The sequence below is a fragment of the Polaromonas sp. genome (genome assembly GCF_016185115.1).
GTDB lineage: Bacteria > Pseudomonadota > Gammaproteobacteria > Burkholderiales > Burkholderiaceae_C > Polaromonas.
The window spans coordinates 50673-71045 of record NZ_JACPOF010000030.1; the positions used below are offsets into that span (position 1 = coordinate 50673).

General features: G+C 57.7%; 24 protein-coding genes and 1 tRNA gene. 14 read left to right on the plus strand and 11 right to left on the minus strand.

Annotated elements, in window-relative coordinates:
* Positions 1-187: 187 nt before the first annotated feature.
* From HYX42_RS21210 to HYX42_RS21260, 11 genes are all read left to right on the plus strand, one after another.
* On the plus strand, positions 188-916 hold the full coding sequence (locus tag HYX42_RS21210; RefSeq protein ID WP_293406951.1) for a hypothetical protein: 729 nt from the start codon (positions 188-190) through the stop codon (positions 914-916).
* Positions 917-1256: 340 nt separating this feature from the next.
* Entirely contained in the window at positions 1257-1700 is a 444-nt protein-coding gene (locus HYX42_RS21215) for a hypothetical protein (RefSeq protein ID WP_293406953.1), read from the plus strand.
* A 404-nt stretch (positions 1701-2104) separates the two neighbouring features.
* A complete protein-coding gene (locus HYX42_RS21220) occupies positions 2105-2572 on the plus strand; it encodes a hypothetical protein (protein ID WP_293406955.1) in 468 nt (155 codons plus the stop codon).
* Between the two features lie 180 nt (positions 2573-2752).
* Entirely contained in the window at positions 2753-3319 is a 567-nt protein-coding gene (ahpC, locus tag HYX42_RS21225; protein ID WP_293406957.1) for an alkyl hydroperoxide reductase subunit C, read from the plus strand.
* A 101-nt stretch (positions 3320-3420) separates the two neighbouring features.
* Entirely contained in the window at positions 3421-4989 is a 1569-nt protein-coding gene (gene ahpF / locus HYX42_RS21230) for an alkyl hydroperoxide reductase subunit F (protein ID WP_293406959.1), read from the plus strand.
* Between the two features lie 208 nt (positions 4990-5197).
* A complete protein-coding gene (gene bfr / locus HYX42_RS21235) occupies positions 5198-5674 on the plus strand; it encodes a bacterioferritin (protein WP_293406961.1) in 477 nt (158 codons plus the stop codon).
* A gap of 225 nt (positions 5675-5899) precedes the next feature.
* On the plus strand, positions 5900-6157 hold the full coding sequence (locus HYX42_RS21240) for a (2Fe-2S)-binding protein (RefSeq protein WP_293406963.1): 258 nt from the start codon (positions 5900-5902) through the stop codon (positions 6155-6157).
* 112 nt (positions 6158-6269) lie between these two features.
* On the plus strand, positions 6270-6998 hold the full coding sequence (locus HYX42_RS21245) for a TonB family protein (protein WP_366931172.1): 729 nt from the start codon (positions 6270-6272) through the stop codon (positions 6996-6998).
* A gap of 35 nt (positions 6999-7033) precedes the next feature.
* On the plus strand, positions 7034-7750 hold the full coding sequence (locus tag HYX42_RS21250; RefSeq protein ID WP_293406965.1) for a MotA/TolQ/ExbB proton channel family protein: 717 nt from the start codon (positions 7034-7036) through the stop codon (positions 7748-7750).
* Positions 7751-7767: 17 nt separating this feature from the next.
* Entirely contained in the window at positions 7768-8178 is a 411-nt protein-coding gene (locus HYX42_RS21255; RefSeq protein WP_293406967.1) for a biopolymer transporter ExbD, read from the plus strand.
* Positions 8179-8322: 144 nt separating this feature from the next.
* On the plus strand, positions 8323-8541 hold the full coding sequence (locus HYX42_RS21260; RefSeq protein WP_293406969.1) for a hemin uptake protein HemP: 219 nt from the start codon (positions 8323-8325) through the stop codon (positions 8539-8541).
* A 213-nt stretch (positions 8542-8754) separates the two neighbouring features.
* Here the strand turns inward: HYX42_RS21260 and HYX42_RS21265 are convergent, their stop codons facing one another.
* A complete protein-coding gene (locus tag HYX42_RS21265; RefSeq protein WP_293406971.1) occupies positions 8755-9162 on the minus strand; it encodes a heme-binding protein in 408 nt (135 codons plus the stop codon).
* 200 nt (positions 9163-9362) lie between these two features.
* Here HYX42_RS21265 and HYX42_RS21270 point away from each other — a divergent pair, with 200 nt between their 5' ends.
* Positions 9363-10052 (plus strand): Bax inhibitor-1 family protein, encoded by a 690-nt coding sequence (locus tag HYX42_RS21270; RefSeq protein ID WP_293406973.1) that lies wholly within the window; start codon positions 9363-9365, stop codon positions 10050-10052.
* Between the two features lie 47 nt (positions 10053-10099).
* Here HYX42_RS21270 and rlmD read toward each other — a convergent pair whose 3' ends face one another.
* The 4 genes from rlmD to surE form a co-directional block, all read right to left on the minus strand.
* Positions 10100-11563 carry a 23S rRNA (uracil(1939)-C(5))-methyltransferase RlmD gene (gene rlmD / locus HYX42_RS21275; RefSeq protein ID WP_293406976.1) on the minus strand — a complete coding sequence of 488 codons (1464 nt, stop codon included), beginning with the start codon at positions 11561-11563 and terminating at the stop codon, positions 10100-10102.
* A gap of 125 nt (positions 11564-11688) precedes the next feature.
* On the minus strand, positions 11689-12573 hold the full coding sequence (locus tag HYX42_RS21280) for a peptidoglycan DD-metalloendopeptidase family protein (RefSeq protein WP_293406978.1): 885 nt from the start codon (positions 12571-12573) through the stop codon (positions 11689-11691).
* Positions 12574-12645: 72 nt separating this feature from the next.
* Positions 12646-13374: a protein-L-isoaspartate(D-aspartate) O-methyltransferase gene (locus HYX42_RS21285; RefSeq protein WP_293407723.1), complete on the minus strand. Its 729-nt coding sequence runs from the start codon at positions 13372-13374 to the stop codon at positions 12646-12648.
* A gap of 113 nt (positions 13375-13487) precedes the next feature.
* Positions 13488-14297, minus strand: coding sequence for a 5'/3'-nucleotidase SurE (gene surE / locus HYX42_RS21290; protein ID WP_293406980.1), 810 nt, complete (start codon positions 14295-14297; stop codon positions 13488-13490).
* Between the two features lie 122 nt (positions 14298-14419).
* On the opposite strand from surE, the gene HYX42_RS21295 reads away from it, so the two are divergent.
* Positions 14420-15394, plus strand: coding sequence for an NADPH:quinone oxidoreductase family protein (locus HYX42_RS21295; RefSeq protein ID WP_293406982.1), 975 nt, complete (start codon positions 14420-14422; stop codon positions 15392-15394).
* A gap of 277 nt (positions 15395-15671) precedes the next feature.
* On the opposite strand, the gene HYX42_RS21300 is transcribed toward HYX42_RS21295, so the two are convergent.
* The 3 genes from HYX42_RS21300 to HYX42_RS21310 are packed head-to-tail and all read right to left on the minus strand — an operon-like array spanning position 15672 to position 17394.
* On the minus strand, positions 15672-16172 hold the full coding sequence (locus HYX42_RS21300; RefSeq protein ID WP_293406985.1) for a low molecular weight protein-tyrosine-phosphatase: 501 nt from the start codon (positions 16170-16172) through the stop codon (positions 15672-15674).
* 57 nt (positions 16173-16229) lie between these two features.
* On the minus strand, positions 16230-17072 hold the full coding sequence (locus tag HYX42_RS21305; RefSeq protein WP_293406987.1) for a DUF5677 domain-containing protein: 843 nt from the start codon (positions 17070-17072) through the stop codon (positions 16230-16232).
* Between the two features lie 25 nt (positions 17073-17097).
* Positions 17098-17394, minus strand: a complete 297-nt coding sequence (locus HYX42_RS21310) for a hypothetical protein (protein ID WP_293406989.1) — start codon at positions 17392-17394, stop codon at positions 17098-17100.
* 77 nt (positions 17395-17471) lie between these two features.
* Here HYX42_RS21310 and HYX42_RS21315 point away from each other — a divergent pair, with 77 nt between their 5' ends.
* Positions 17472-17885, plus strand: coding sequence for a hypothetical protein (locus HYX42_RS21315; protein WP_293406991.1), 414 nt, complete (start codon positions 17472-17474; stop codon positions 17883-17885).
* 10 nt (positions 17886-17895) lie between these two features.
* Here the strand turns inward: HYX42_RS21315 and HYX42_RS21320 are convergent, their stop codons facing one another.
* From HYX42_RS21320 to HYX42_RS21330, 3 genes are all read right to left on the minus strand, one after another.
* The gene (locus HYX42_RS21320; protein ID WP_293406993.1) at positions 17896-18123 is read right to left on the minus strand and encodes a hypothetical protein; all 228 of its coding nucleotides are present in this window, start codon (positions 18121-18123) and stop codon (positions 17896-17898) included.
* A gap of 160 nt (positions 18124-18283) precedes the next feature.
* Positions 18284-18359, minus strand: a tRNA-His gene (locus HYX42_RS21325).
* Between the two features lie 52 nt (positions 18360-18411).
* Positions 18412-20358: a SurA N-terminal domain-containing protein gene (locus HYX42_RS21330; protein ID WP_293406995.1), complete on the minus strand. Its 1947-nt coding sequence runs from the start codon at positions 20356-20358 to the stop codon at positions 18412-18414.
* Between the last annotated feature and the right edge of the window lie 15 nt (positions 20359-20373).

Here is a 20373-nt window from a genome sequence, read left to right on the forward strand (position 1 = left end):
CGAAACTGGATTGCAAATCTGCGGGGTTTCGCGGATTTTTTATACCTGTATAAATCTGTACGAAATTTTTCACAACGCCAGCAGGCATGCGGCATCAGGGAGGATTTTGATGACCACGTTATATTGCACTGCCATTTTTATACCGCAGGCTTTGCGGTATAAATTATGTTAGGTTTCCAAAGTACTCATGACATTTGTTCGCACTCAGCAATTCCAGACCTATCCACCTCGCACCATATCCCGGGGAACCTTCAGAGCACTTGTTGATGCACTCAAGGAGTTCCGGCCGGGACTGATTACTACGGATAGGAAAATCAAAGCCCAGGCGATCAGCCACGGCAAGATCACGAACCTTGAGGGGCCGGAATCTTGGAAAGTTTTGGACGAACATTCGTTGTCGGAACTTGAACACTTGCAAGTCGAAATGCTACTTACTGCAAGCCCAACGGAAAGCTGCGAGTTGCATATCGAATTTCGCGGCAATCACGTCGCTTTGAGCGTCTCTGACATCAAAACCGGTTGGGGGAAGGCCGTCTTCGAGGAAGCTCGCCACCTGCTTGAGCTTTATGAAATTTCGTTGCGCGGTTGGAAGCAATCATTTATCCGGACTTATCAACTCGTAGAAATTCTGCAAACACCGTTAATGGTTCTTGCCGCCGCAGTCTTCGCCGTTTGGTTGAAGTATGGCGGCGTCAACTATGCCTACGCTGCCGTTGGTTTTATGTTGTCCGGAGTCATACCAACACTGCGTACGCTCTGGCGCTTCTTCCGCCCTGCAAAGAGGATTCAGATCGTCCAGGAGGCTGATCCCAAGGTTCCCAAGTTTCCCTGGATGGAGGCATCCTCTGTTTTGGCATTCATTGCCTCAGTGCTGAGCTTGACCAAGGAGGTGATTACCTGGCTAGGCACGAAATGAGTGGAGCATGCTGGAAACCTAACCGGCCGCTCGAGCCGAATCGCGTCGGCAGGCCGCCGCTCGCGGCTCAGCTTCAACGTTAGACATCAGATATGAGTTCACTTCGTACACGACTCGGAGCGGTCATCTCGCTGTGCTGGATAGTGGCAATCGTCTACTTGGCCGTCAGAGACCCGGCCGCGCTCGCCAAGATGAGTCCAAATGAATGGGGCGACTTTCTGGCCGGCTCCTTCGCCCCGCTAGCCTTCCTCTGGCTCGTACTTGGCTACCTGCAGAAGGAGATGAACTCCGCCTCAGCACAGATGCCCTTCGCCTACAAGCGGAAGAACTTAAAAACTCGGTGCAGCAACAGCGCGAGTTAGTCGAGGTGTCGCGACAGCAGGTAGAAAGCGAGCGCGAAGCACTAGCTTTTGAGAGGCGCCTCAGAGAAGACCTCTCAGAACCCAAGTTCTCTGTGCTTGGGGGTGGCGGATCATTCCGTGGAGATGGCCAATCCACCTACGGCATCACCATCAGCAATACTGGTCATGACGCGACAGCATTCTCTGCAAGGATCAACCTTCTCGAAATAGGCTGGCGAGAAATCATGTCCTATCCGCTGTTCGGGAAGGGAGCCAGCTACACGGTACGGGTAGAACACCCAACGCCGCTAGAAGCAGGCAATTCACTGCTTGTCCTCACGTTTACCGACGGGCTTGGCAAATCGGTCGAGAAAACGTACCAGATTAGCCGAGAGAGTGCGCATCCTCATGCAGGCCTCAAGTTCCAGCGCACTGATGTCTAACTCAAACGTTCGGCCATGTAGCCAACACCTACGCCAAAGCTCTCCGCCTTGAAGAGCCCATTTGTTCAGCCCGTCAACCAACTTGAGCGCGTAAAGGCAGCACAAGTCTGTCCGTACTGTTTCGCGCAGGTGTACACAATCTGGGGGGAAGATCTGAGAAGGCGTGGCCGATGCCCGGAATGCAAGAAGCGAATCTACCGTTTCAAGTCGGTGATGCTTTCCAGACGAGACATGTTGCTCTTCGTGAGCACCTATATGGCCGTTGCGTTTGCCGTGATCAGCTTGCTTCTCTATCAGCTCTACTTCACTTGAAATGCAACCGAACGAACCTACGCGGCTGATTAATGCCAGCACCAAAGCAGAGGGCAGACTCATTCAATGTGTCGAACCCACGCACCCCAAAAATGCAGCCCAACCACTCGCTCAAGCTGAAGGTCAGGCAGCAGAGAATGCTCGCTATGGCCCAGACAACCCTTCCAAGGCATATTCAGATCCTGCTCCTCATTTTCTTTGCGGCCAACCTTTTGCACTTCACGCACAACGCCGAGTACATCGCGTACTACCCAGGCATGCCGACCTCGTTCACCCGGGAGAAGATTTACCTGGCCTGGGTCGCAGGGGTGAGCGTCGGGCTTGCAGGCCTGCTTGCGTACAGGGCAAAGTTGAAAATCCTGGGCCTGGTGCTGCTTGCGGCATACGGAGCCCTTGGCATAGACGGATTGGCTCACTACACATTGGCGCTGTGTTCCGAGCACACGCTTGCAACAAATTTGACCATCTGGTTTGAAGTCCTGACCGGCCTTTCATTGTTGCTTTCGTCTGTAGTTTTGATCGGCAAAACACTCTCAATGCGATCACAGCAAGGCAGCTGATGCCCGGGATCGTGACCCGTTCGGTCGGGTTGTGAATATGGCGCCCCACTCATGCAAGCCTATCGCCGAATAGGTGCCGCCAACACTTTTAATAGTAAATTACTATCGATATTTATCAATTAAAAGTGTTAAACTATCAATTCGAAACGTTTCAACCACCCTTCTGAAGGAATCCAAAGCATGTCATCACTGATCAACACACAGGTCCAGCAGTTCAAAACCGAGGCTTTCCACAATGGCAAGTTCGTCACCGTGTCTGACGAAACGCTCAAGGGCAAGTGGTCTGTCCTGATCTTCATGCCGGCTGCGTTCACCTTCAACTGCCCGACCGAAGTCGAAGACGCTGCCGACAACTACGCGGAATTCCAGAAGGCCGGTGCAGAGGTTTACATCGTCACCACCGACACGCACTTCTCGCACAAGGTCTGGCATGAGACCTCCCCAGCCGTTGGCAAGGCCAAGTTCCCGCTGGTCGGCGACCCTACCCATGTGCTGACCAAGGCATTTGACGTGTACATCCCTGAAGAAGGCCTGGCTCTGCGCGGCACCTTTGTGATCAACCCTGAAGGCGTGATCAAGACGGCTGAAGTGCATTCCAACGAAATCGCACGCGACGTGAAAGAAACCCTGCGCAAGCTGAAGGCTGCCCAGTACACCGCAGCCCACCCTGGCCAGGTCTGCCCAGCCAAGTGGAACGAAGGCGCCAAGACCATCGCCCCTTCGATCGACCTAGTCGGCAAGATCTAAACGCCCTGCCTTCCCCTTCCTGAAGAAGGCCCGGGCATTGCACACACAAGTGTGTTGCCCGGGCTTTTTTGTTTCCAACTGATATTGAAAGTGAGTCTGTCATGCTCGACGCTGCCACCAAAGCCCAACTGAAAAGCTATCTCGAACGCGCCACGGCGCCCATCGAAATCGTTGCTTCACTGGACGACAGCGAGGCATCGGGCGAAGTGTTGTCGCTGCTCAAAGACGTGGCCGAATCGTCGCCATTGGTCACGCTGACGACAAGCCGCAACGACACCCACCGCAAGCCGTCTTTCTCGATCAACCGCCCCGGTGAAAATCACGGCCCGCGTTTTGCCGGCCTGCCCATGGGGCATGAGTTCACCTCGCTGATCCTGGCGCTGCTGCAGATTGGCGGCTACCCGCCCAAGGTCGAGGAAGAAATCCTGCAGCAGATTCGCGCGCTTGATGGCGATTTCGAATTTGAGGTGTATGTCTCGCTGACCTGCCACAACTGCCCGGACGTGGTGCAGGCGCTGAACGTGATGGCGGTACAGAACCCGCGCATCAAGACCACCATGATCGAAGGCGGCACCTTCCAGGAGGAGGTGAAAGAACGCGAGATCATGGGCGTGCCCACGGTGTTCCTGAACGGCACCATGTTTGGCAACGGCCGCATGAGCCTGGAAGAGATCCTGGCCAAGATCGACACCAGCGGCGTTGAACGCGAAGCCAAAAAGATCGATGCCAAGGACCCGTTCGACGTACTGATCGTCGGCGGTGGCCCCGCAGGCGCTGCGGCGGCCGTGTATGCGGCGCGCAAGGGCATACGCACAGGTGTCGCATGCGAGCGCTTCGGCGGCCAGGTGCTGGACACCATGGGCATCGAGAACTTCATCTCCGTCAAGGAAACCGATGGCCCCAGGTTTGCCGTCGCACTCGAAGAACATGTGCGCGCCTACGACGTGGACATCATGAACCTGCAGCGTGCGAAGGCGCTGGTACCCAACACCGGCCCGGGCAACGACCTGATAGAGATCAGGCTTGAAAGCGGCGCGACGCTGAAAAGCAAATCGGTCGTCATCTCGACCGGCGCACGCTGGAAGAACATCAACGTCCCCGGCGAACATGAGTTCAAGAACAAGGGTGTCGCCTATTGCCCGCATTGCGACGGCCCCCTGTTCAAGGGCAAACGCGTGGCGGTGATTGGCGGCGGCAACTCCGGTGTTGAAGCGGCCATTGACCTGGCGGGCCTGGTCGGCCATGTCACGCTGATCGAGTTCGACACTGCCCTGCGCGCTGACGCCGTGCTGCAGCGCAAGCTCAACAGCCTGACGAATGTGACGGTGATCACCAACGCGCAAACGACCGAGATCACCGGTGACCAGAAGGTCAACGGTCTGGTCTACAAGGACCGCGCCAGCGGCGAGCTGAAGACCGTCGAGCTGGAAGGTGTGTTCATACAGATAGGCCTGGTGCCCAACACCGACTGGCTCAAGGGTGTGGTCGAGTTGTCAAAGCACGGTGAAATCGTGGTCGACCCCCGCGGCCAGACCTCGGTGCCCGGCGTGTTTGCAGCGGGCGATGCGACGACGACGCCGTTCAAGCAGATCATCATTGCGGCCGGCGACGGCGCCAAAGCCGCGCTGAGCGCTTTCGATCACCTGATCCGCACGTCTGCGCCGGCCTGAGCCCTTCAAACCATGAGGGTCTTGTGTACGGGTCATCCGCAAGGGTGGCCCGTGCTGTTTGATGGCCCGAGCAACCGCCCGCGCCAATCAGCCAATACGAACAGTTATCACACTCACACGCAACAAAACCTGAAAGAACGGAAATACTTGAGTTCAACCGCCTTGCAACAGACAATGCGGAGTTGCAAATAACAATCAAGGACCAGCCATGAAAGGCGACGCTCAAGTCATCTCCCATCTCCAGGCCCAGCTCAAGAACGAGCTAACAGCCATCAACCAGTACTTCCTGCACTACCGCATGTACAAGCACTGGGGTCTGGACAAGCTGGCGAAGAAGGAATACGCAGAATCCATAGGCGAGATGAAGCACGCCGACAAACTCATGGACCGCATTTTCATGCTGGACGGCCTGCCCAACCTGCAGGACCTGGGCAAGCTGATGATCGGCGAGAACGTGCCCGAAGCCATGGGCTGTGACCTGAAAGCCGAAATGGGCGCACAGGAAACCATCAAGGCCGGTATGGCGCATTGCGAGCTTGTCCGTGACTACGTGTCACGCGACCTGCTCCAGGGCATCCTCGACGACACCGAAGAGCACATCGACTTTCTGGAAACCCAGCTGGAGCTGATCAACAAGGTCGGCATCCAGAACTACCTGCAGAGCCAGATGGGCGAGCTGGAATAGAGATTTAGAGCCGGTACAAGCCGGAAAAGCAGACAGAGACAAAAAGGGCCATAAAGGGCCCTTTTTTGGTTTTCACAGTTGATGACACGCCAGAGATCCGTGCCGGTTTCCCGCTGTGCCAAGCCATTGCTCAAAGCAAGGGCTTTAAAGTGATTGCAAATGCGATAGATTCGCATTTATAATTGCTTCACTGAATTAAATCATTCAACCAGCAAGCCAATCCAAATGATCGTCTGCGTCTGCCACCGAATCTCCGACCGCGAAATCGCCCGTCACGCACGTGCCGGCATGGGTTTTGACGAGATTCAATTCGAACTGGGTGTTGCCACCCAGTGCGGGCAGTGCGAAGGTTGCGCCAGGGATGTGGTGGCCCAATGCAGCGCAAGCTGCCCTACAGCCAACATCAAGCTCGCCAGCAATCTCCTGGAAGGCAGCACATGGCAAACACTACAACCTTTTTCGCAGCTCTCCCCGTCAGCCTGATACTGGTGGTGGGGTCGGCGTGGTGGGTTTTCAGACGCTGACGAACAATAAGTCACCATTTTCCAGCGCACACGGCACACTGCCGTGACATGCTTTCCCTTAATTCCCGCCCATGAACGCCCCCGCACATCCATCACCTACCGGCATGCCCTCGCTTGGCCTGCCGCCCGGGCTTGTCATCAAGGAAAAAACTGCCGCCAAAGCTCCGCTGTTAAGCCGCAATGTCACCATCGCCCTCGGTGTTGTCGGCTTGCACGTCGCATTCATCTGGGCCCTTCAAAGCGGGCTGCTGATCCGGGCGGCTGAAATCATTATTCCGGCGGAAGTGCTCACACAGTTCATAGAGCCGCCTGCGCCCAAGGTTGAGCCGGTTCCGCCCAAGCCGCCAGAACCCGTCAAAAAACCTGTTGTAAAAACATCGGTGCCGCCGCCCATGCCAATCGCGGTTGCCGACCCGACGCCCGCGCCAAATGCGCCCGTCGGTGTCACCACGCCTGCGCCGCCGGCGCCCCCCACACCACCGGCCCCCGCTCCTGCAGCACCACCCGCCGCGCCTTCGATGCAATTGCCGTCCAGCGACGCGAGTTACCTTCAGAACCCCAAGCCGCCCTATCCGCCCATCAGCCGCAGGATGAACGAGCAGGGTAAATCGATTATTCGTGTGCTCATTGGCATCGATGGATCGCCGCAAAAAGCCGAGATTGCGAAATCCAGTGGATACGACCGGCTCGACCAGGCCGCCATGACCACCGTGATGCGCTGGCGCTACGTGCCCGGCAAACGTAACGGCATGCCTGAAGAGATGTGGTTCAACGTGCCCATCAACTGGGTTCTCGAATAACACCGACCAATTTTTGTCTTCTGGAGTATTGATTCATGAATTCCCAATTCGGCCTTGCCAATGTCTGGAGCCAGGGCGATATCGTTACAAAATCAGTGGCCTTGCTGCTGCTTGTCATGTCGCTGGCATCCTGGATGGTCATCATCATCAAGACACTTGATCTCATCAAGTACAAAAAGATTGCAAAATCTGCAGAAGACTTTTGGCACAGCGAAGACTTCGCCGCAGGCCTGGCCAAGCTGGGTTCAGACCCGGCCAATCCGTTCCGCCAGCTGGCGCTCGAAGGCCGCGAAGCCACCCTGCACCACCGCAACACCAAGGCCCACCTGCATGACACACTGGATGTCAGCGACTGGGTCACGCGCACCTTGCGCAATGCCATTGATGAATTCACATCCAGGTTGCAGTCGGGCCTGGCAATTCTGGCGTCGGTCGGCTCCACAGCGCCATTTGTGGGCCTGTTCGGAACGGTGTGGGGCATCTACCATGCGCTGCTGGCCATCGGTTTGGCGGGCCAGGCCACCATCGACAAGGTTGCAGGCCCGATTGGCGAGTCGCTCATCATGACGGCTCTTGGCCTGGCAGTAGCCATTCCAGCCGTGCTCGGCTACAACGCGCTGGTTCGCGGCAACAAGAGCGTGCTGCAAAAGCTCAACCGCTTTGCACATGACATGCATGCCTACTTTGTGACGGGTGCGCGGGTCAGCGCAGGCACCTCGGCCAAAGTTCTGCCAATCGCCAAAAAAGCCTGATTTAAAAGAGAACCATCATGGCCTTTGGAACACAGGACGACAGCGACGAGGTGATGAACGAAATCAACATGACGCCCATGGTGGACATCATGCTGGTTCTACTGATCATCTTCATCATCACCATCCCGGTGATGAAACACTCGGTGAACATTGACCTTCCACGCGCGACCAACGAAGCGCAGAACATCAAGCCCGAAACCATACGCCTGACCGTTGATGCGCAGGGGGCCTACTACGTCAATGAAGCACCCACCACCGACGAGCAACTGATACCGCTTTTCAAGGCCGCCGCTGCGCGGAACCCGCAGCCCGACCTGCACATCCGCGGTGACAAGGCTGTGCGGTATGAACGCGTGGCGCAGGCCATGGCGGCCGCGCAGCAGGCCGGGCTGCGCAAAATCGGCTTCATCACTGAACCCAAGAACTGAAGGCCGGGGCGTCAAGCCTCAGGCTCACAACACGTTTTTGTAAAAAAATTGCGAGAAAAGCCCAAATCCGGTTGACTTTTAAATGCGAATAGTTATCATTAACTCATTGAATTATCAACGGCAAACCACACAGGTTTAACCATCATGTCCCTAGCGATGCCAGCGTCAAATACTCCGAGCCTTCCGCGTTCTGCGCCAACCGTGCAACCAGATGATTCAGCCAGCACGGTGATGGGGTCAACCCAGGCCAGCGTGAACAGCGATGACATCCTGCGGGGCCAGAAAACTGTCGAAATCAGTCACAATGGTTCAACCTATCGCCTGCAGGCCACCCGCCTGGGCAAATTGATTCTCACCAAATAAACCGGACACGCTTGCGGTGGCCACCAACCGCAGACACTACTTTCATCGTGGGGCGATCCGGGGCTCTCACCAGCCCCCAAGATCGTTTTAGCCAGCCACGGGCTTCCTTGAAGTCGTTTAGCCAGGCTTTTTTTCCACACCCACCTTTCCCCCGTAAACAAAAAAGCCGACATCAAAGTCGGCTTTTTTATGCAGGGCTAAACCTGCAGAAGCTCAGAGCCCAACAGCAGCCATGCCGGCACGCGCGATCTGCGCATCCTCATTCGACTTGACGCCGCTGACACCCACGGCACCCACGCACTGGCCATCCTTCATCATGGGCACGCCGCCCTCAAGCATGCCCTGGATGGTGGGTGCACTCAGGAAGGACACGCGACCACCGTTGATCATGTCTTCGTAGGTTTTGCTTTCGCGGCGGCCCAGTGCGGCAGTGTGCGCCTTGGCTGGCGCGATATGGGCAGATGCCGGTGGCGCGCCGTCCAGGCGCTGCAGGTGCAGCAGATGGCCGCCATCGTCGACGATGGCGATCGTCACGGCCCAGTTGTTCTTGACGGCTTCTGCCTCGGCTGCGGCGGCGATGGCCTTGATGTCGGCAAATTCAAGCACTGCTTTCGATTTCATGGTTTTCCCGGAAATGGTTGGTAAAACCCCTGAGGATACGCAAAATTTGGGCTTCTTTAGCCGCTTCCCGATTCAAATACTGAATGGTGGCTATTTCAGAACCCCTACTAAAAATAGGAAGTGCACCATTTCTTGATAAAGCAGGTCTTCACCCTAAAATGAACCTGCCTGCATTTGCCGGCTACTAGGAGATAACTCTCATGACTGAAAACGTCCAAACCATTGACTACGGCCTGGCGACTTCCAGCGAACAGCGCAACAAGGTCTTGCGCAACACCTACTGGCTGCTGGCCCTGAGCCTGCTGCCTACCGTACTCGGCGCCTGGCTGGGCGTATCCACCGGCATCACACGCTCCCTGAGCGGTGGCCTCGGCATGATCGTGTTCCTGGCAGGTGCATTCGGTTTTATCTTCGCCATCGAAAAAACCAAAAACTCGGCAGCGGGCGTTCCCGTCCTGCTGGGCTTTACCTTCTTCATGGGCCTCATGCTCTCGCGCATGATCGCCATGGTGCTGGGTTACAGCAATGGTGCTTCCCTGGTCATGACGGCGTTTGCCGGTACAGCAGGCGTGATGTTTGTGATGGCCAGCCTGGCGACGGTCATCAAGCGCGACATCAGCGGCATGGGCAAATGGCTGTTTGCCGGTGTTCTGGTTCTGCTTGTTGCATCCGTCATCAATGTGTTCGTCGGCTCGACCATGGGCATGGCGGTGATCAGCACGCTGGCAATTGCGATTTTCAGCGCCTACTTGCTGTATGACCTCAAGCAGGTGATTGACGGCGGTGAAACGAACTACATCAGCGCCACCCTTGCCATCTACCTCGACCTGTTCAACATCTTCCAGAGCATGCTGGCACTGCTGGGCATCTTCGGCGGTGAGCGCGACTAGGGCCTGTCATCGCTGCGCACAACAAAAAGGGCCTCGCGGCCCTTTTTTTATATCCTGTCAAATACCGCAATGCTCTCGACGTGGGCCGTATGCGGAAACATGTTTACAACACCTGCCGATGTACAGCGGTAGGCCCCGCTCTCCAGCAACACCCCGGCATCGCGCGCCAAGGTGGCCGGATTACAACTCACATAGACAATGCGCTCAGGCAACGCCCAGTCGCCCAGCACAAGGCTCTGCTGGTCTTTGCCATCGTCACACGGCACGCCGGTCACCAATTGCTGGTGCAGCGCTGCCAGGGATTTGAAAAGTTCAAATGCGCCTTCACGCGGCGGATCGACCAGCCACTTCTGTGCCGCGCCGTCCCTCGCGAGCATTGCCGGTGTCATTTCAAACAGGTTGCGGGCCACAAAGCTTGTTGGTGACAAGGCGCCACGTACGCTGCTTGCACCCTTGTTCCTGTCAAAGTTTTCGCGTGAGCGCGCCACCAGCACTTCGCTGCCTTCGATCCCCAGCACTTCGCGCGCACGCGTTGCCAGCGGCAAGGTGAAGTTGCCGAGGCCGCAAAACCAGTCAATCACGCGCTCATCGGGTTTCACGTCAAGCAGGCGCAGCGCACGCGACACCAGCACCTGGTTGATGTGCGGATTGACCTGCGTGAAGTCCGTGGGCTTGAAGGGCATGACCACGCCGAACTCCGGCAAGCCGTAGTTCAACTCATGAGTGGTCTCGTCAAGCAGCTTGACAGTCTCCAGCCCGCCGGACTGCAACCACCACTGCAAGCCCTCATGAACAACGGCAAAAGCACGCAGCCTGGCAATGTCACCCTCGCTCAGTGGCTCCATGTGCCTGAGCACCATGGCCGTCACGTCATCGCCGCAGGCCAGTTCGATCTGCGGAATGGTTTCCTTCGCGTCCATGCTGGCTATCAATTCACGCAGCGGCAGCAGCATATCGCTGACGTGTTCAGGCAGCACCAGGCAAACGTTCATGTCAGCGACATAACTGCTTTTGCGCTCATGAAAACCGACCAGAACTGCGCCCTTCTTGCGCACATAGCGCACCGACAGCCGGGCGCGGTAACGATAGCCCCAGGCCGGTCCTTCTATGGGACGCAGCAGGTTTTCAGCCTTGAGTTTGCCGATGTGCCACAGGTTGTCTTCAAGCACGCGCTGCTTGACTGCCACCTGCGCGCTTACATGCAGGTGCTGCATCTTGCAGCCACCGCAGGCACCGGTGTGCATGCCAAAGTGCGGGCAACCTGGCCGCACACGTTGTGACGACTCGCGGTGGATCGCCATCAGCGTGGCTTTTTCAAAGCTGGCTTTTTTACGGAATACGCTGGCTGTCACGCGCTCAAAAGGCAGCGCACCTTCAATAAACACCACCTTGCCGTCTTCCCTGTGGGCGATGCCCTGGGCTTCAATATCAAGCGACTCTATGGCAAGGATATCGGGGAGGTATTCTTTTAACGCCGGGGCTGGCGGCAGGTTATCGTTTTCTTCTGACATGAATGAATTGTCTCAGGTGCGCATGGGGCGGCAGCGGCCGGATATTCATGCCTGTAATACCGGCTTTTATTTCAGGCAAAAAAAGAGGCTGTACGACAGCCTCTTTTATATTCGTGCAATGCTGTTTATTTGGCAGGCAGGTACTTTGCCGGATCTACAGGTTTGCCCTGACGGCGCACTTCAAAATGCAGTTTCACGCGGTCGGCATCGCTGTTGCCCATCTCGGCAATCTTCTGGCCCTTTCTCACGGTCTGATCTTCCTTGACCAGCAGTGTCTGGTTGTGGGCGTAGGCCGTGAGGAAGGTGTTGTTGTGCTTGAGGATGATCAGGTTTCCATAACCGCGCAGGCCTGCACCGGCATACACCACTCGGCCATCGGCCGACGCAAGGATGGGGTCCCCCGCCTTGCCTGAAATATCAAAACCCTTGTTCTTGACCTCATCAAAACCGGCGACAAGCGTGCCCTGTGCAGGCCAGATGAAAGCGAGGTCGTCTTCGCTGGCAGATGCCGTTTGACTGCTTGCAGGCGAAGACGCAGGGCGGGCGGCACTGGCTGCCTGCACTGGCGCCGTGGTGCCTGTGTTTGCGGTGGCCACGCCGGATGTGACAGGCCGCGTCACAACAAGCGAGCTTTCGCTGGTCGGCGGCACCACACGCAGAACCTGGCCGACTTCGATCAGGTTGGGGTTTTCAAGGTTGTTCCAGCGCACAACATCGCGCCAGTTTTGCCCTGTGTCCAGGCCAATGCGTATCAGCGTATCGCCGGGCTTGACGGTGTAGTAGCCGGGCTTGCCTGCATTCTCGAAGCCGGGCGGCTGTTTGACACCCGGGTCCACCGCTGTGACGGGCGCACGCGAACCACCCGTACCACGATCTTCGACAGGCGCGGGGGTCAATGAGCGTGAGCTGCAGCCTGCAGCCAGCACGACCACAGCCAGCAGGCAGGCAATGCCCGCCCTGGTCGGTGATTTTCGGTTTTTGTCAGGTAGCGGAATTTGGAAAGTTGCCATGTTGCACCCTGTGTTGTTTGATTGCTTTTTTGATGGACGGCACCGGCGATAACGCAGCCGGGCGACACCCTGTCAGCTTGTACCTGATTTTAAAGGCACAAAATGCACGGCCTCCAGCAAGGTCTGCTTGACCCCTTGCGCCGTCTTGTCAACCACCACCAGCGCCTGCGTGCCATTGGCCGATTGCAGCGGCGCGACCAGCCTGCCGCCTATGGCCAACTGGTCAATCCAGTTGGCAGGAATGTTGTCGCCACCGGCTGCCGAAATGATGGCCGCATAGGGCGCGCCCTTGGCGTAACCAATCATGCCGTCACCAAACATCAGGTGCACATTGGGCAGGCGCATGGGTCTGAGGTTGTCACGCGCCTTGTCATGCAGGCCGCGCAGGCGTTCTATGCTGTAGACCTCTTGTGCCAGCTGGGCCAGCACCGCGGCCTGGTAGCCGCAGCCAGTGCCAATTTCAAGCACACGGCCCAGCTTGCCCTGGCGGCCCTCGTTGCCGCGCATCAACAATTCCAGCATGCGGGCCACCACATTCGGCTTTGAAATCGTCTGACCCAGGCCTATGGGCAGGCTGGTGTCTTCATAGGCCTGGTTGACCAGCGCGCTGTCTACAAAACGGTGCCGCTCGACCTGGCCCATGGCAGCCAGCACCTGCGGGTCAGTCACGCCTTGCGCTGCCAGCTTTTGCACCATGCGCGCACGCACGGCATGTGAGTCAAGCCCCAGGCCGCTGGGAACCGGCTTTTGCGCGGCCTTGGGGCTGACTGCACCCGAAGGGCGAGACAAAGGCGCAGCCATATTTTTGTTGGCAGTCGGCACGCCCGCCGCAGGCTTCAATTGCACCGGGAACGAAGGGCGGCTGGCAATCACGCCGCTTTTGGGCGCAGACACGGGCGGCTTGCCGGATGGCTTCATGCAGCCTGCGTCAGTGTTATGGCGGCTTGCGCGGCCGACTGTGCAAACGACTGCGCCCAATACGGCAGTCGCTCGTGGTCGGTCAGGTCCACATGCAGCGGCGTGATGGCCACAAAGCCTTTTTTGGTGGCGTGAAAGTCCGTGCCCTCGCCTTCGTCCTTGGCCGGGCCAGCACCGCCTATCCAGTACATGGTTTCGCCACGCGGGCTGGTTTGGGTGATGACGCGCTCCGCCGCATGGCGACGGCCAAGGCGCGCAACCTTCACGCCCTGGATTTGCTCATATGGCAGGTTCGGAATATTCACGTTCAGCAACCACGGCGGCACGCTGGGTGCCTTGCCTTCGGCAATCACTTCCAGCGTGGGCATCAACTGCAGCACCAGGTCGCGTGCGCGCTGAGCTGCCGCGTCGATATGAGCCCAGCCTTTTTCAGTTTGCGAGAACGCAATCGCCGGAATGCCAAACAGGTAGCCTTCCATCGCGGCACCCACGGTGCCCGAATAGATGGTGTCATCGCCCATGTTGGCGCCGTTGTTGATGCCGGAGACCACCAGGTCAGGCCGGTAGCCCAGCAGGCCGGTCATGGCGATGTGTACGCAGTCGGCCGGCGTGCCGTTGATGTAGCGAAAGCCATTGGGGGCCGTGTGCACGTACATGGGGGAATGCAGGGTCAGCGCGTTGGACTTGGCACTGTTGTTCTGCTCGGGCGCAACAACCTCCACATCGGCCACATCCTTGAGCGCCTCGTACAGGGCAACAATGCCGGGTGCCTGGTAACCGTCATCGTTGCTGATCAGAATTTTCATGAGCCGATTTTAGGTCACTGGGGCGACAGCCAGCGTCGTTTTCCCCTCGCAAACGGCCTGTTTTCAGGTTTGTTTTGCCTATGATGCTGGATTGCCATCAACAGACGACGAACGGAGACGACATGCACGCCTGGCTTTGTGAAAACCCTGTGGGCGTTGATGCCCTGACCTGGAAGGAACTGCCCACCCCCGAGCCCAAAGCCGGCGAGGTGCTGATAGAGATCAAGGCCGCCAGCCTGAACTTCCCGGACCTGCTGATCGTGCAGAACAAATACCAGATGAAGCCGCCCCTGCCCTTTGTGCCGGGTTCGGAATACGCCGGTATCGTGCAGGCCGTCGGCGAAGGCGTCACCTACCTGAAGGTCGGCCAGCACATCGCCTGCCTCTCGGGCACAGGCGGTTTTGCCACCCACACCATTGCACCAGCCGCGCTATGCATGCCGCTGCCAGAAGGTTTCCCGTTTGTCGATGCAGCCGCCTTCATCATGATTTACGCCACGTCACACCACGCGCTGGTAGACCGGGCGCAGCTCAAGGCCGGCGAGACCGTGCTGGTACTGGGCGCAGCAGGCGGCGTCGGCACATCGGCCATCCAGATTGCCAAGGCGGTGGGCGCCAAGGTGATCGCCGCAGCGTCCACCGACGAGAAATGCGAACTGTGCAAATCCATAGGTGCAGACGCCACCATCAACTACAGCAAAGAGAATTTGCGCGATTCGATCAAGGCGCTCACAGACGGCAAAGGCCCCGACGTGATCTATGACCCGGTCGGCGGCGATTTCAGCGAGCCAGCCTTCCGCTCCATCGCCTGGCGCGGCCGCCACCTTGTCATCGGTTTTGCATCCGGCCCGACGCCGTCCATCCCGCTCAACCTGCCCCTGCTCAAGGGCGCCTCCATCGTCGGCGTGTTCTGGGGCGGCTTCGCCAAACAGGAGCCCAAAGCAAACGCCGCCATGATGCAGGAGCTGGCCACCTGGTACGGCCAGGGCAAGATCAAGCCGGTTATCGACAGCACCATGCCCATGGCAGACCTCAAGGCCGCCTACGCCCACATGGGTTCACGCGGCGTCAAAGGCAAGCTGGTGATGGTGAACTGAGCTCCTGCTTTTGATTTCGACGGTCTGACCGTACTGTTTTTGCTGAAAAGCCACTTTTTAACGTAAACATTAAAAATTTAACATCTACAGCAAAATTTAGGCTTCCGGACCTTTTTGAATCGCCAAAACCCGGTTTGGAGGCCTCAATACTGGTAAAAAAGCCGATTTTCAGGTGACAAATTGGCCTCCAAGCCAATAGATATGCACGTGAGCAGCTATTTAATTGATAGCAATTTCCATCACCCAAATCCGATCCAGCTGCTTCGTGCAGGCCCGCTCACCGCAGCCCGGTGGCCAACCGGGCCTTCACATGCCGCAGCAAGCCTTCACAGGCATCCTCCACCAGGTCAAGCACCTCGTCAAAGCCATCGTCGCCCCCGTAGTAAGGGTCAGGCACCACCGCACTCTCATGCGTCAGGCAGAACTCGGTAAGCCGGCGCACCTTGCGCTGGTGCCCGGGCGGGCAATCGGCCTGAATCAAGGCCAGGTTCTCCCAGTCCATCGCCAGAATCAGGTCATACGTTTCGAAGTCAGACGCTGTTATCTGGCGCGCCCGCTGCTTTGAGAGGTCGTAGCCGCGCCTGAGCGCGTACGCCTGCGAGCGCTCATCCGGCGGGCTGCCAACGTGGTAGTTATGGGTACCGGCTGAATCGACCTTTACCTGCTCGCTCAGGCCCTGCCCTGCCACCTTGTGGAGGAACACGCCGTGCGCGGTCGGGCTGCGGCAAATGTTGCCCATGCAGACGAAGAGGACCGAGAGGCTTGCCGCATCTGTCATTGGAGAGGTTCCCCGTGGAACACCCGTGTTTCCCCAAAATTGTCCCCGAAACTTAGCTTACAGATCGCGCCTGACATACGCCTCGTCCAACTCAGCTGCAGCCTTCCACCACATGATAGCGGTCGGAAGGCATGGACTATTCTGCATCGTGGCCATGGCCGGCTCGAATAGGTCCGAGTAGTGTTGAATAAAAAGGGCCATTATGTAATTCGCGATTCTGAGCGTCACAGTGGTCAGGGCACGCTCTGCTTCGGGTGTATCGGCTTCACCCACCTGGAGCGCGGCAATGTAGCTCGAGTGCGAATAGTCGCACAGGTAGGTGTAGCTGCTGACGAAAAAACTGACGCTGAGATTGACTGCCTTGGCGATCTCATGCCACTTCATGTTCATTCGCCAGTCGCCCTTGAGCGCAGCCCGCTGCTGGACCGGTGCCAGAGTCAGGAACAACTCATGCACCGTGATTTCCGCCTTGAGCAGCTCGATCCGTGCTTTCTCAAGGTCGGCCTTAGTCTGAGACTCGGCATTCAGCACAGGATACTTCTGCCGGCTCATGAGGCCGCTCATGCGCCAAATCATTGCGCGTAGGCGACTCACCTCGAGGTCGGCCGGCCCGAACAGGAATGCGAAAGTGAGGTAGTTTTCCATCACTGCCCTGGCGACCACCTTGGCACTTGGGTGATCCACGATCCGAGTTTCGAAGTCGTTCAGGGTGATGACACTGCCCGCGGCGATCTGGTGCAGCGTACAGAGGTGGTAGATGAGCTTCTTGGCAAGGGTCTGGCGGTCGTTCATCCACCAGTCGCCGTCGGAGATAGGCATGCCCTTGGGCGCCTCGACCATGGTGACCAACAATTGCAGGAGCTGCGAATACGCCTCTCCGGGTTCTTTCGTCGGCACCATGGGCTTATTGTGCCGTGGTCGGGCGTTAGTCCTTAGCCATCTGACCACGGCAGATTTCGCAGCCGTCGTTGGCATAGTCGCTGCTCTCGGCGACCGCCTTGATGTGGTCGGTCATATCGCGCCGGTCTGCCCAGGCACTGCCGATCTGGGTCCATTTCGAATTGCCCAGCTTATAAGCGTCCTCGACCTCGCCGTTGTGTGCTCGGTAAACGATCTCTTCGTGGCGTTCGCAGCGAGTCAGATACCCGACCCCGATCAGCAGGTCTTTCGCCAGTTCGTTCTTGCCTTCTTCTTCGGCCATGTGCTGTTTTACGATGCCCATGTTGTCCCTGATGGTGGTTAACGGGCACCGATTTTACAAAATCTGGAATTCCCGTCTTTCCCCGGTAAAGTGCGGTGATGACTAAAACAATGATGGCCATTTTGATCAGCCTGGTGCTGGCGGGGTGCGAGAAGCCCAAACCACCGGAGCCGACTGTCGAGCAGAAGCTGAATGCGTTCGTCGCCTCGACCGTGACGGGAAGTGGCGGAAAACTTACCGGGGCAACGCTTGCCACTCAGACTTTAAGCACGCCTATCGTCTCCTACGTGGCGAAGATCACCACCCATAGCCCGGAATACATGCTTCGGCCAACCGGTGGCGACGACGCGGTGCGGGACGCCAATCTGGTCATCACACGGGCTTGGCAGGAGCAATTCTGCACTTCCCAGCTCAAGGCACTGTTGCAGGAAACCAAGGTCGATACCTTCTCTGTGCAGCTTGTGGACGGCACCGGCTTAGGCCATTCGGTCGCGGTCTGCATGAAGACCTGATGGCCCTCGGTCAGAAAACTCTGTCATCGTCGGCAGGGTCAAACCCGCTGGACACGGCACTGGCAAGCCGGCGGGCGCTGCGCTCCTTCAGCTTTTCGGTATTCAGAATCGCCGGCACCCCCACCTGCTTGACCACCCACCGGACTTTGAAGTTGTTCTTCCGGGACTTCGCGGTGTCCCTCTCGGCAATCGTGATAGTGCCCTCGATCGTCATGCCCTTGTCGTTGATGGCGAGCACCTGGTTTACCGCATAGGGTTCTGCATGCCTTAGCGGATGCCGGGCTAGTAAAGCCGTGCCATCAGCCCGCTGCTGCCTTCCGGTCAGGGCTCCATAGTCCCCCGGCTGTCCCCGGAAACAAATCAACCGCTCGTAAGCGGTTGATTTAAGGGGAAAATTTTGGGGTGGCTGATGGGGCTCGAACCCACGACAACAGGAATCACAATCCTGGACTCTACCAACTGAGCTACAGCCACCGCGAGGGCAAATTATAGCCGCTACTTTCCTCTGCCGAATGCAGAAAGAAAATTAACGGGTGACTGTTTCAGGTGCGGCCTGTGCATCTGCCGCTGCGCTCACCGGTTTGGCGACACGAATCTCGGTCTTGAAGCGGTCCTTCAGGCTGTTGTAGTAAGCCAGGCTTTCAGCTGCAGTCCACCACTGGGCGTACTGGTCCTGCTCCTGCTTGGCGCTGGGGCCCAGCGCCGGGTCGCGTGGCAATACCTTCAGCAGCTTCACAACTGCATAACCCTGCGCACCGAGGTCAACGCCGGTGAATACGGGCAAGGTCGATGCATCAGTCTTCAATGCTGTTTCGACAATCTTTGCGGGCAGCTTCTGCAACTGATCGCGTGACACGACCATGGCGGGCAGCAGCGTTGCGGTGTCAGGCGCGGCTTTCCATGCGGCCAGTTTGGCTGCGCCGTCCTTGCGGGCTTCTTCAGCGCCGCGCGAGGCAACCAGGCGCTGGCGAACATCGTCTTTCACCTCTGCCAGAGGTTTGGTGCGCGCCGGCGTGTACTGTACGATGCGGCCGGAGATCAGCAGGTTGGAGGCCGCTTCAACAGCTTCGGTGTTGCGCTTTTTCTCGATCGCATCGGGCGAGAAAATCGCATTGAGGAACTTGGCATTTGCAAGGGGGCCGCTGGCGCCGGGCTGTGGTTGGCGCGTAATGTTTGCTGCGGTCTTCACTTCAAGCTTGAGGCGGTCGGCAACAGGCTTGAGGCTGTCCGCCTGCTCGTAGACACCGTTGGTGAAGGCTTCGGCACTCTCGGAAAACTTCTTCTGCGCCTGCTGCTTCTTCACATCTGATTCAATCTCGGCCTTCATTTCTTCGAAGGTGCGCTGCTTGGGCGCCTTGATGTCTGTGAGCTTGATGATGTGATAGCCAAAATCAGATTCGACCACGTCGCTGATGTCGCCCTTTTTCATTGCAAATGCTGCATCCGAAAAAGGCTTGACCATGGCATCACGCGCAAAGAAATCGAGGTCGCCGCCATTGGGGGCTGAGCCAGGGTCCTGCGAATTTTTACGCGCAACATCGGCAAACGAGTCAGGCGCTTTTTTGACCTGGGCCAGCAACTCTGCAGCTTTGGCCTTGGCCTTCTGGCGATCAGCATCAGGTGCGCTTTTGGCTGCAGCGATGAGGATGTGGCTGGCGCGCCGCTCTTCGATGCCGCTCAGGCGGGCGGCGTTCTGGTCGTAGTAGGCCTTGAGGTCTGCGTCAGCAACCGTGATGCCCTTCTTGAGCGTGTCGACATCAAGAATCACATATTCAATATTCGCCTGCTCGGGAGCCTGAAAGAGTTTTTCGTTGGCCTTGTAGAACTGCTCAAGTTCTGCATCGGTCGGGTTGATTTTTGCCGCGTAGTCGGCGGCAGGGAAACTCGCCAGCTGGATCTCACGCTTTTCAAAATAGGCATTGAGCGCGGCATCTGCGGCAAGCTTTGGCGCGAAACCGCTGCCAGCCACGCCCATCAGCACCTGGCGGCTGGACAGGTCGGCGCGCACGTTGGCTTCAAACATTTCGGGGCTCAGGCCCTGGGCGCCCAGCATGGTGCGGTAGCGGTCCATGTCGAGCTTGCCATCGGGCAGGCGCAGCGATGCGATGTCCGGGTTCTCCTGCAGGTCACGCGCAAGACGCTGGTCGCTGGTGACCAGTTTTGATTTGGCGGCAGCAGCGGTCAGCACACGGTCGCGCACCAGGCGCTCCAGCGTCGCGTACTTTGCTTCGGGTGAATCAAGCAGCTTGGGGTCCAGCGACGGCATGGATGCCCGCAGCCTTTCGACTTCACGTTGATGCGCCCTGTCCCAATCGGTCTGCGTGATGTCCTGGCCATCTACCCTGGCGACCACGGCCGCCTTGTCCTTCGACTGGTTGTAGCCGTCCAGGCCAAACAATATGAAAGAAGGAACGATCAGCAAAAACAGCAAGCCCATCGTGACCTTGGTGTGCTTGCGAATGAAATCAAACATCTCGAAATTCCTGTA

Excerpts from the sequence above, each read along its gene's own strand:
- HYX42_RS21285 (WP_293407723.1), bottom strand. The coding sequence starts at position 13,374 with ATGGCTGCGCCTTTGTCTCGCCCTTCGGGTGCAGTCAGCCCCAAGGCC.
- HYX42_RS21310 (WP_293406989.1), bottom strand. The coding sequence starts at position 17,394 with ATGGGCATCGTAAAACAGCACATGGCCGAAGAAGAAGGCAAGAACGAA.
- rlmD (WP_293406976.1), bottom strand. The coding sequence starts at position 11,563 with ATGTCAGAAGAAAACGATAACCTGCCGCCAGCCCCGGCGTTAAAAGAA.
- HYX42_RS21260 (WP_293406969.1), top strand. The coding sequence starts at position 8,323 with ATGTCCCTAGCGATGCCAGCGTCAAATACTCCGAGCCTTCCGCGTTCT.
- HYX42_RS21315 (WP_293406991.1), top strand. The coding sequence starts at position 17,472 with ATGACTAAAACAATGATGGCCATTTTGATCAGCCTGGTGCTGGCGGGG.
- HYX42_RS21240 (WP_293406963.1), top strand. The coding sequence starts at position 5,900 with ATGATCGTCTGCGTCTGCCACCGAATCTCCGACCGCGAAATCGCCCGT.
- surE (WP_293406980.1), bottom strand. The coding sequence starts at position 14,297 with ATGAAAATTCTGATCAGCAACGATGACGGTTACCAGGCACCCGGCATT.
- HYX42_RS21300 (WP_293406985.1), bottom strand. The coding sequence starts at position 16,172 with ATGACAGATGCGGCAAGCCTCTCGGTCCTCTTCGTCTGCATGGGCAAC.
- HYX42_RS21270 (WP_293406973.1), top strand. The coding sequence starts at position 9,363 with ATGACTGAAAACGTCCAAACCATTGACTACGGCCTGGCGACTTCCAGC.
- HYX42_RS21210 (WP_293406951.1), top strand. The coding sequence starts at position 188 with ATGACATTTGTTCGCACTCAGCAATTCCAGACCTATCCACCTCGCACC.
- HYX42_RS21330 (WP_293406995.1), bottom strand. The coding sequence starts at position 20,358 with ATGTTTGATTTCATTCGCAAGCACACCAAGGTCACGATGGGCTTGCTG.
- HYX42_RS21305 (WP_293406987.1), bottom strand. The coding sequence starts at position 17,072 with ATGGTGCCGACGAAAGAACCCGGAGAGGCGTATTCGCAGCTCCTGCAA.
- HYX42_RS21245 (WP_366931172.1), top strand. The coding sequence starts at position 6,270 with ATGAACGCCCCCGCACATCCATCACCTACCGGCATGCCCTCGCTTGGC.
- HYX42_RS21265 (WP_293406971.1), bottom strand. The coding sequence starts at position 9,162 with ATGAAATCGAAAGCAGTGCTTGAATTTGCCGACATCAAGGCCATCGCC.
- HYX42_RS21220 (WP_293406955.1), top strand. The coding sequence starts at position 2,105 with ATGCAGCCCAACCACTCGCTCAAGCTGAAGGTCAGGCAGCAGAGAATG.
- bfr (WP_293406961.1), top strand. The coding sequence starts at position 5,198 with ATGAAAGGCGACGCTCAAGTCATCTCCCATCTCCAGGCCCAGCTCAAG.
- ahpF (WP_293406959.1), top strand. The coding sequence starts at position 3,421 with ATGCTCGACGCTGCCACCAAAGCCCAACTGAAAAGCTATCTCGAACGC.
- HYX42_RS21255 (WP_293406967.1), top strand. The coding sequence starts at position 7,768 with ATGGCCTTTGGAACACAGGACGACAGCGACGAGGTGATGAACGAAATC.
- ahpC (WP_293406957.1), top strand. The coding sequence starts at position 2,753 with ATGTCATCACTGATCAACACACAGGTCCAGCAGTTCAAAACCGAGGCT.
- HYX42_RS21295 (WP_293406982.1), top strand. The coding sequence starts at position 14,420 with ATGCACGCCTGGCTTTGTGAAAACCCTGTGGGCGTTGATGCCCTGACC.
- HYX42_RS21280 (WP_293406978.1), bottom strand. The coding sequence starts at position 12,573 with ATGGCAACTTTCCAAATTCCGCTACCTGACAAAAACCGAAAATCACCG.
- HYX42_RS21250 (WP_293406965.1), top strand. The coding sequence starts at position 7,034 with ATGAATTCCCAATTCGGCCTTGCCAATGTCTGGAGCCAGGGCGATATC.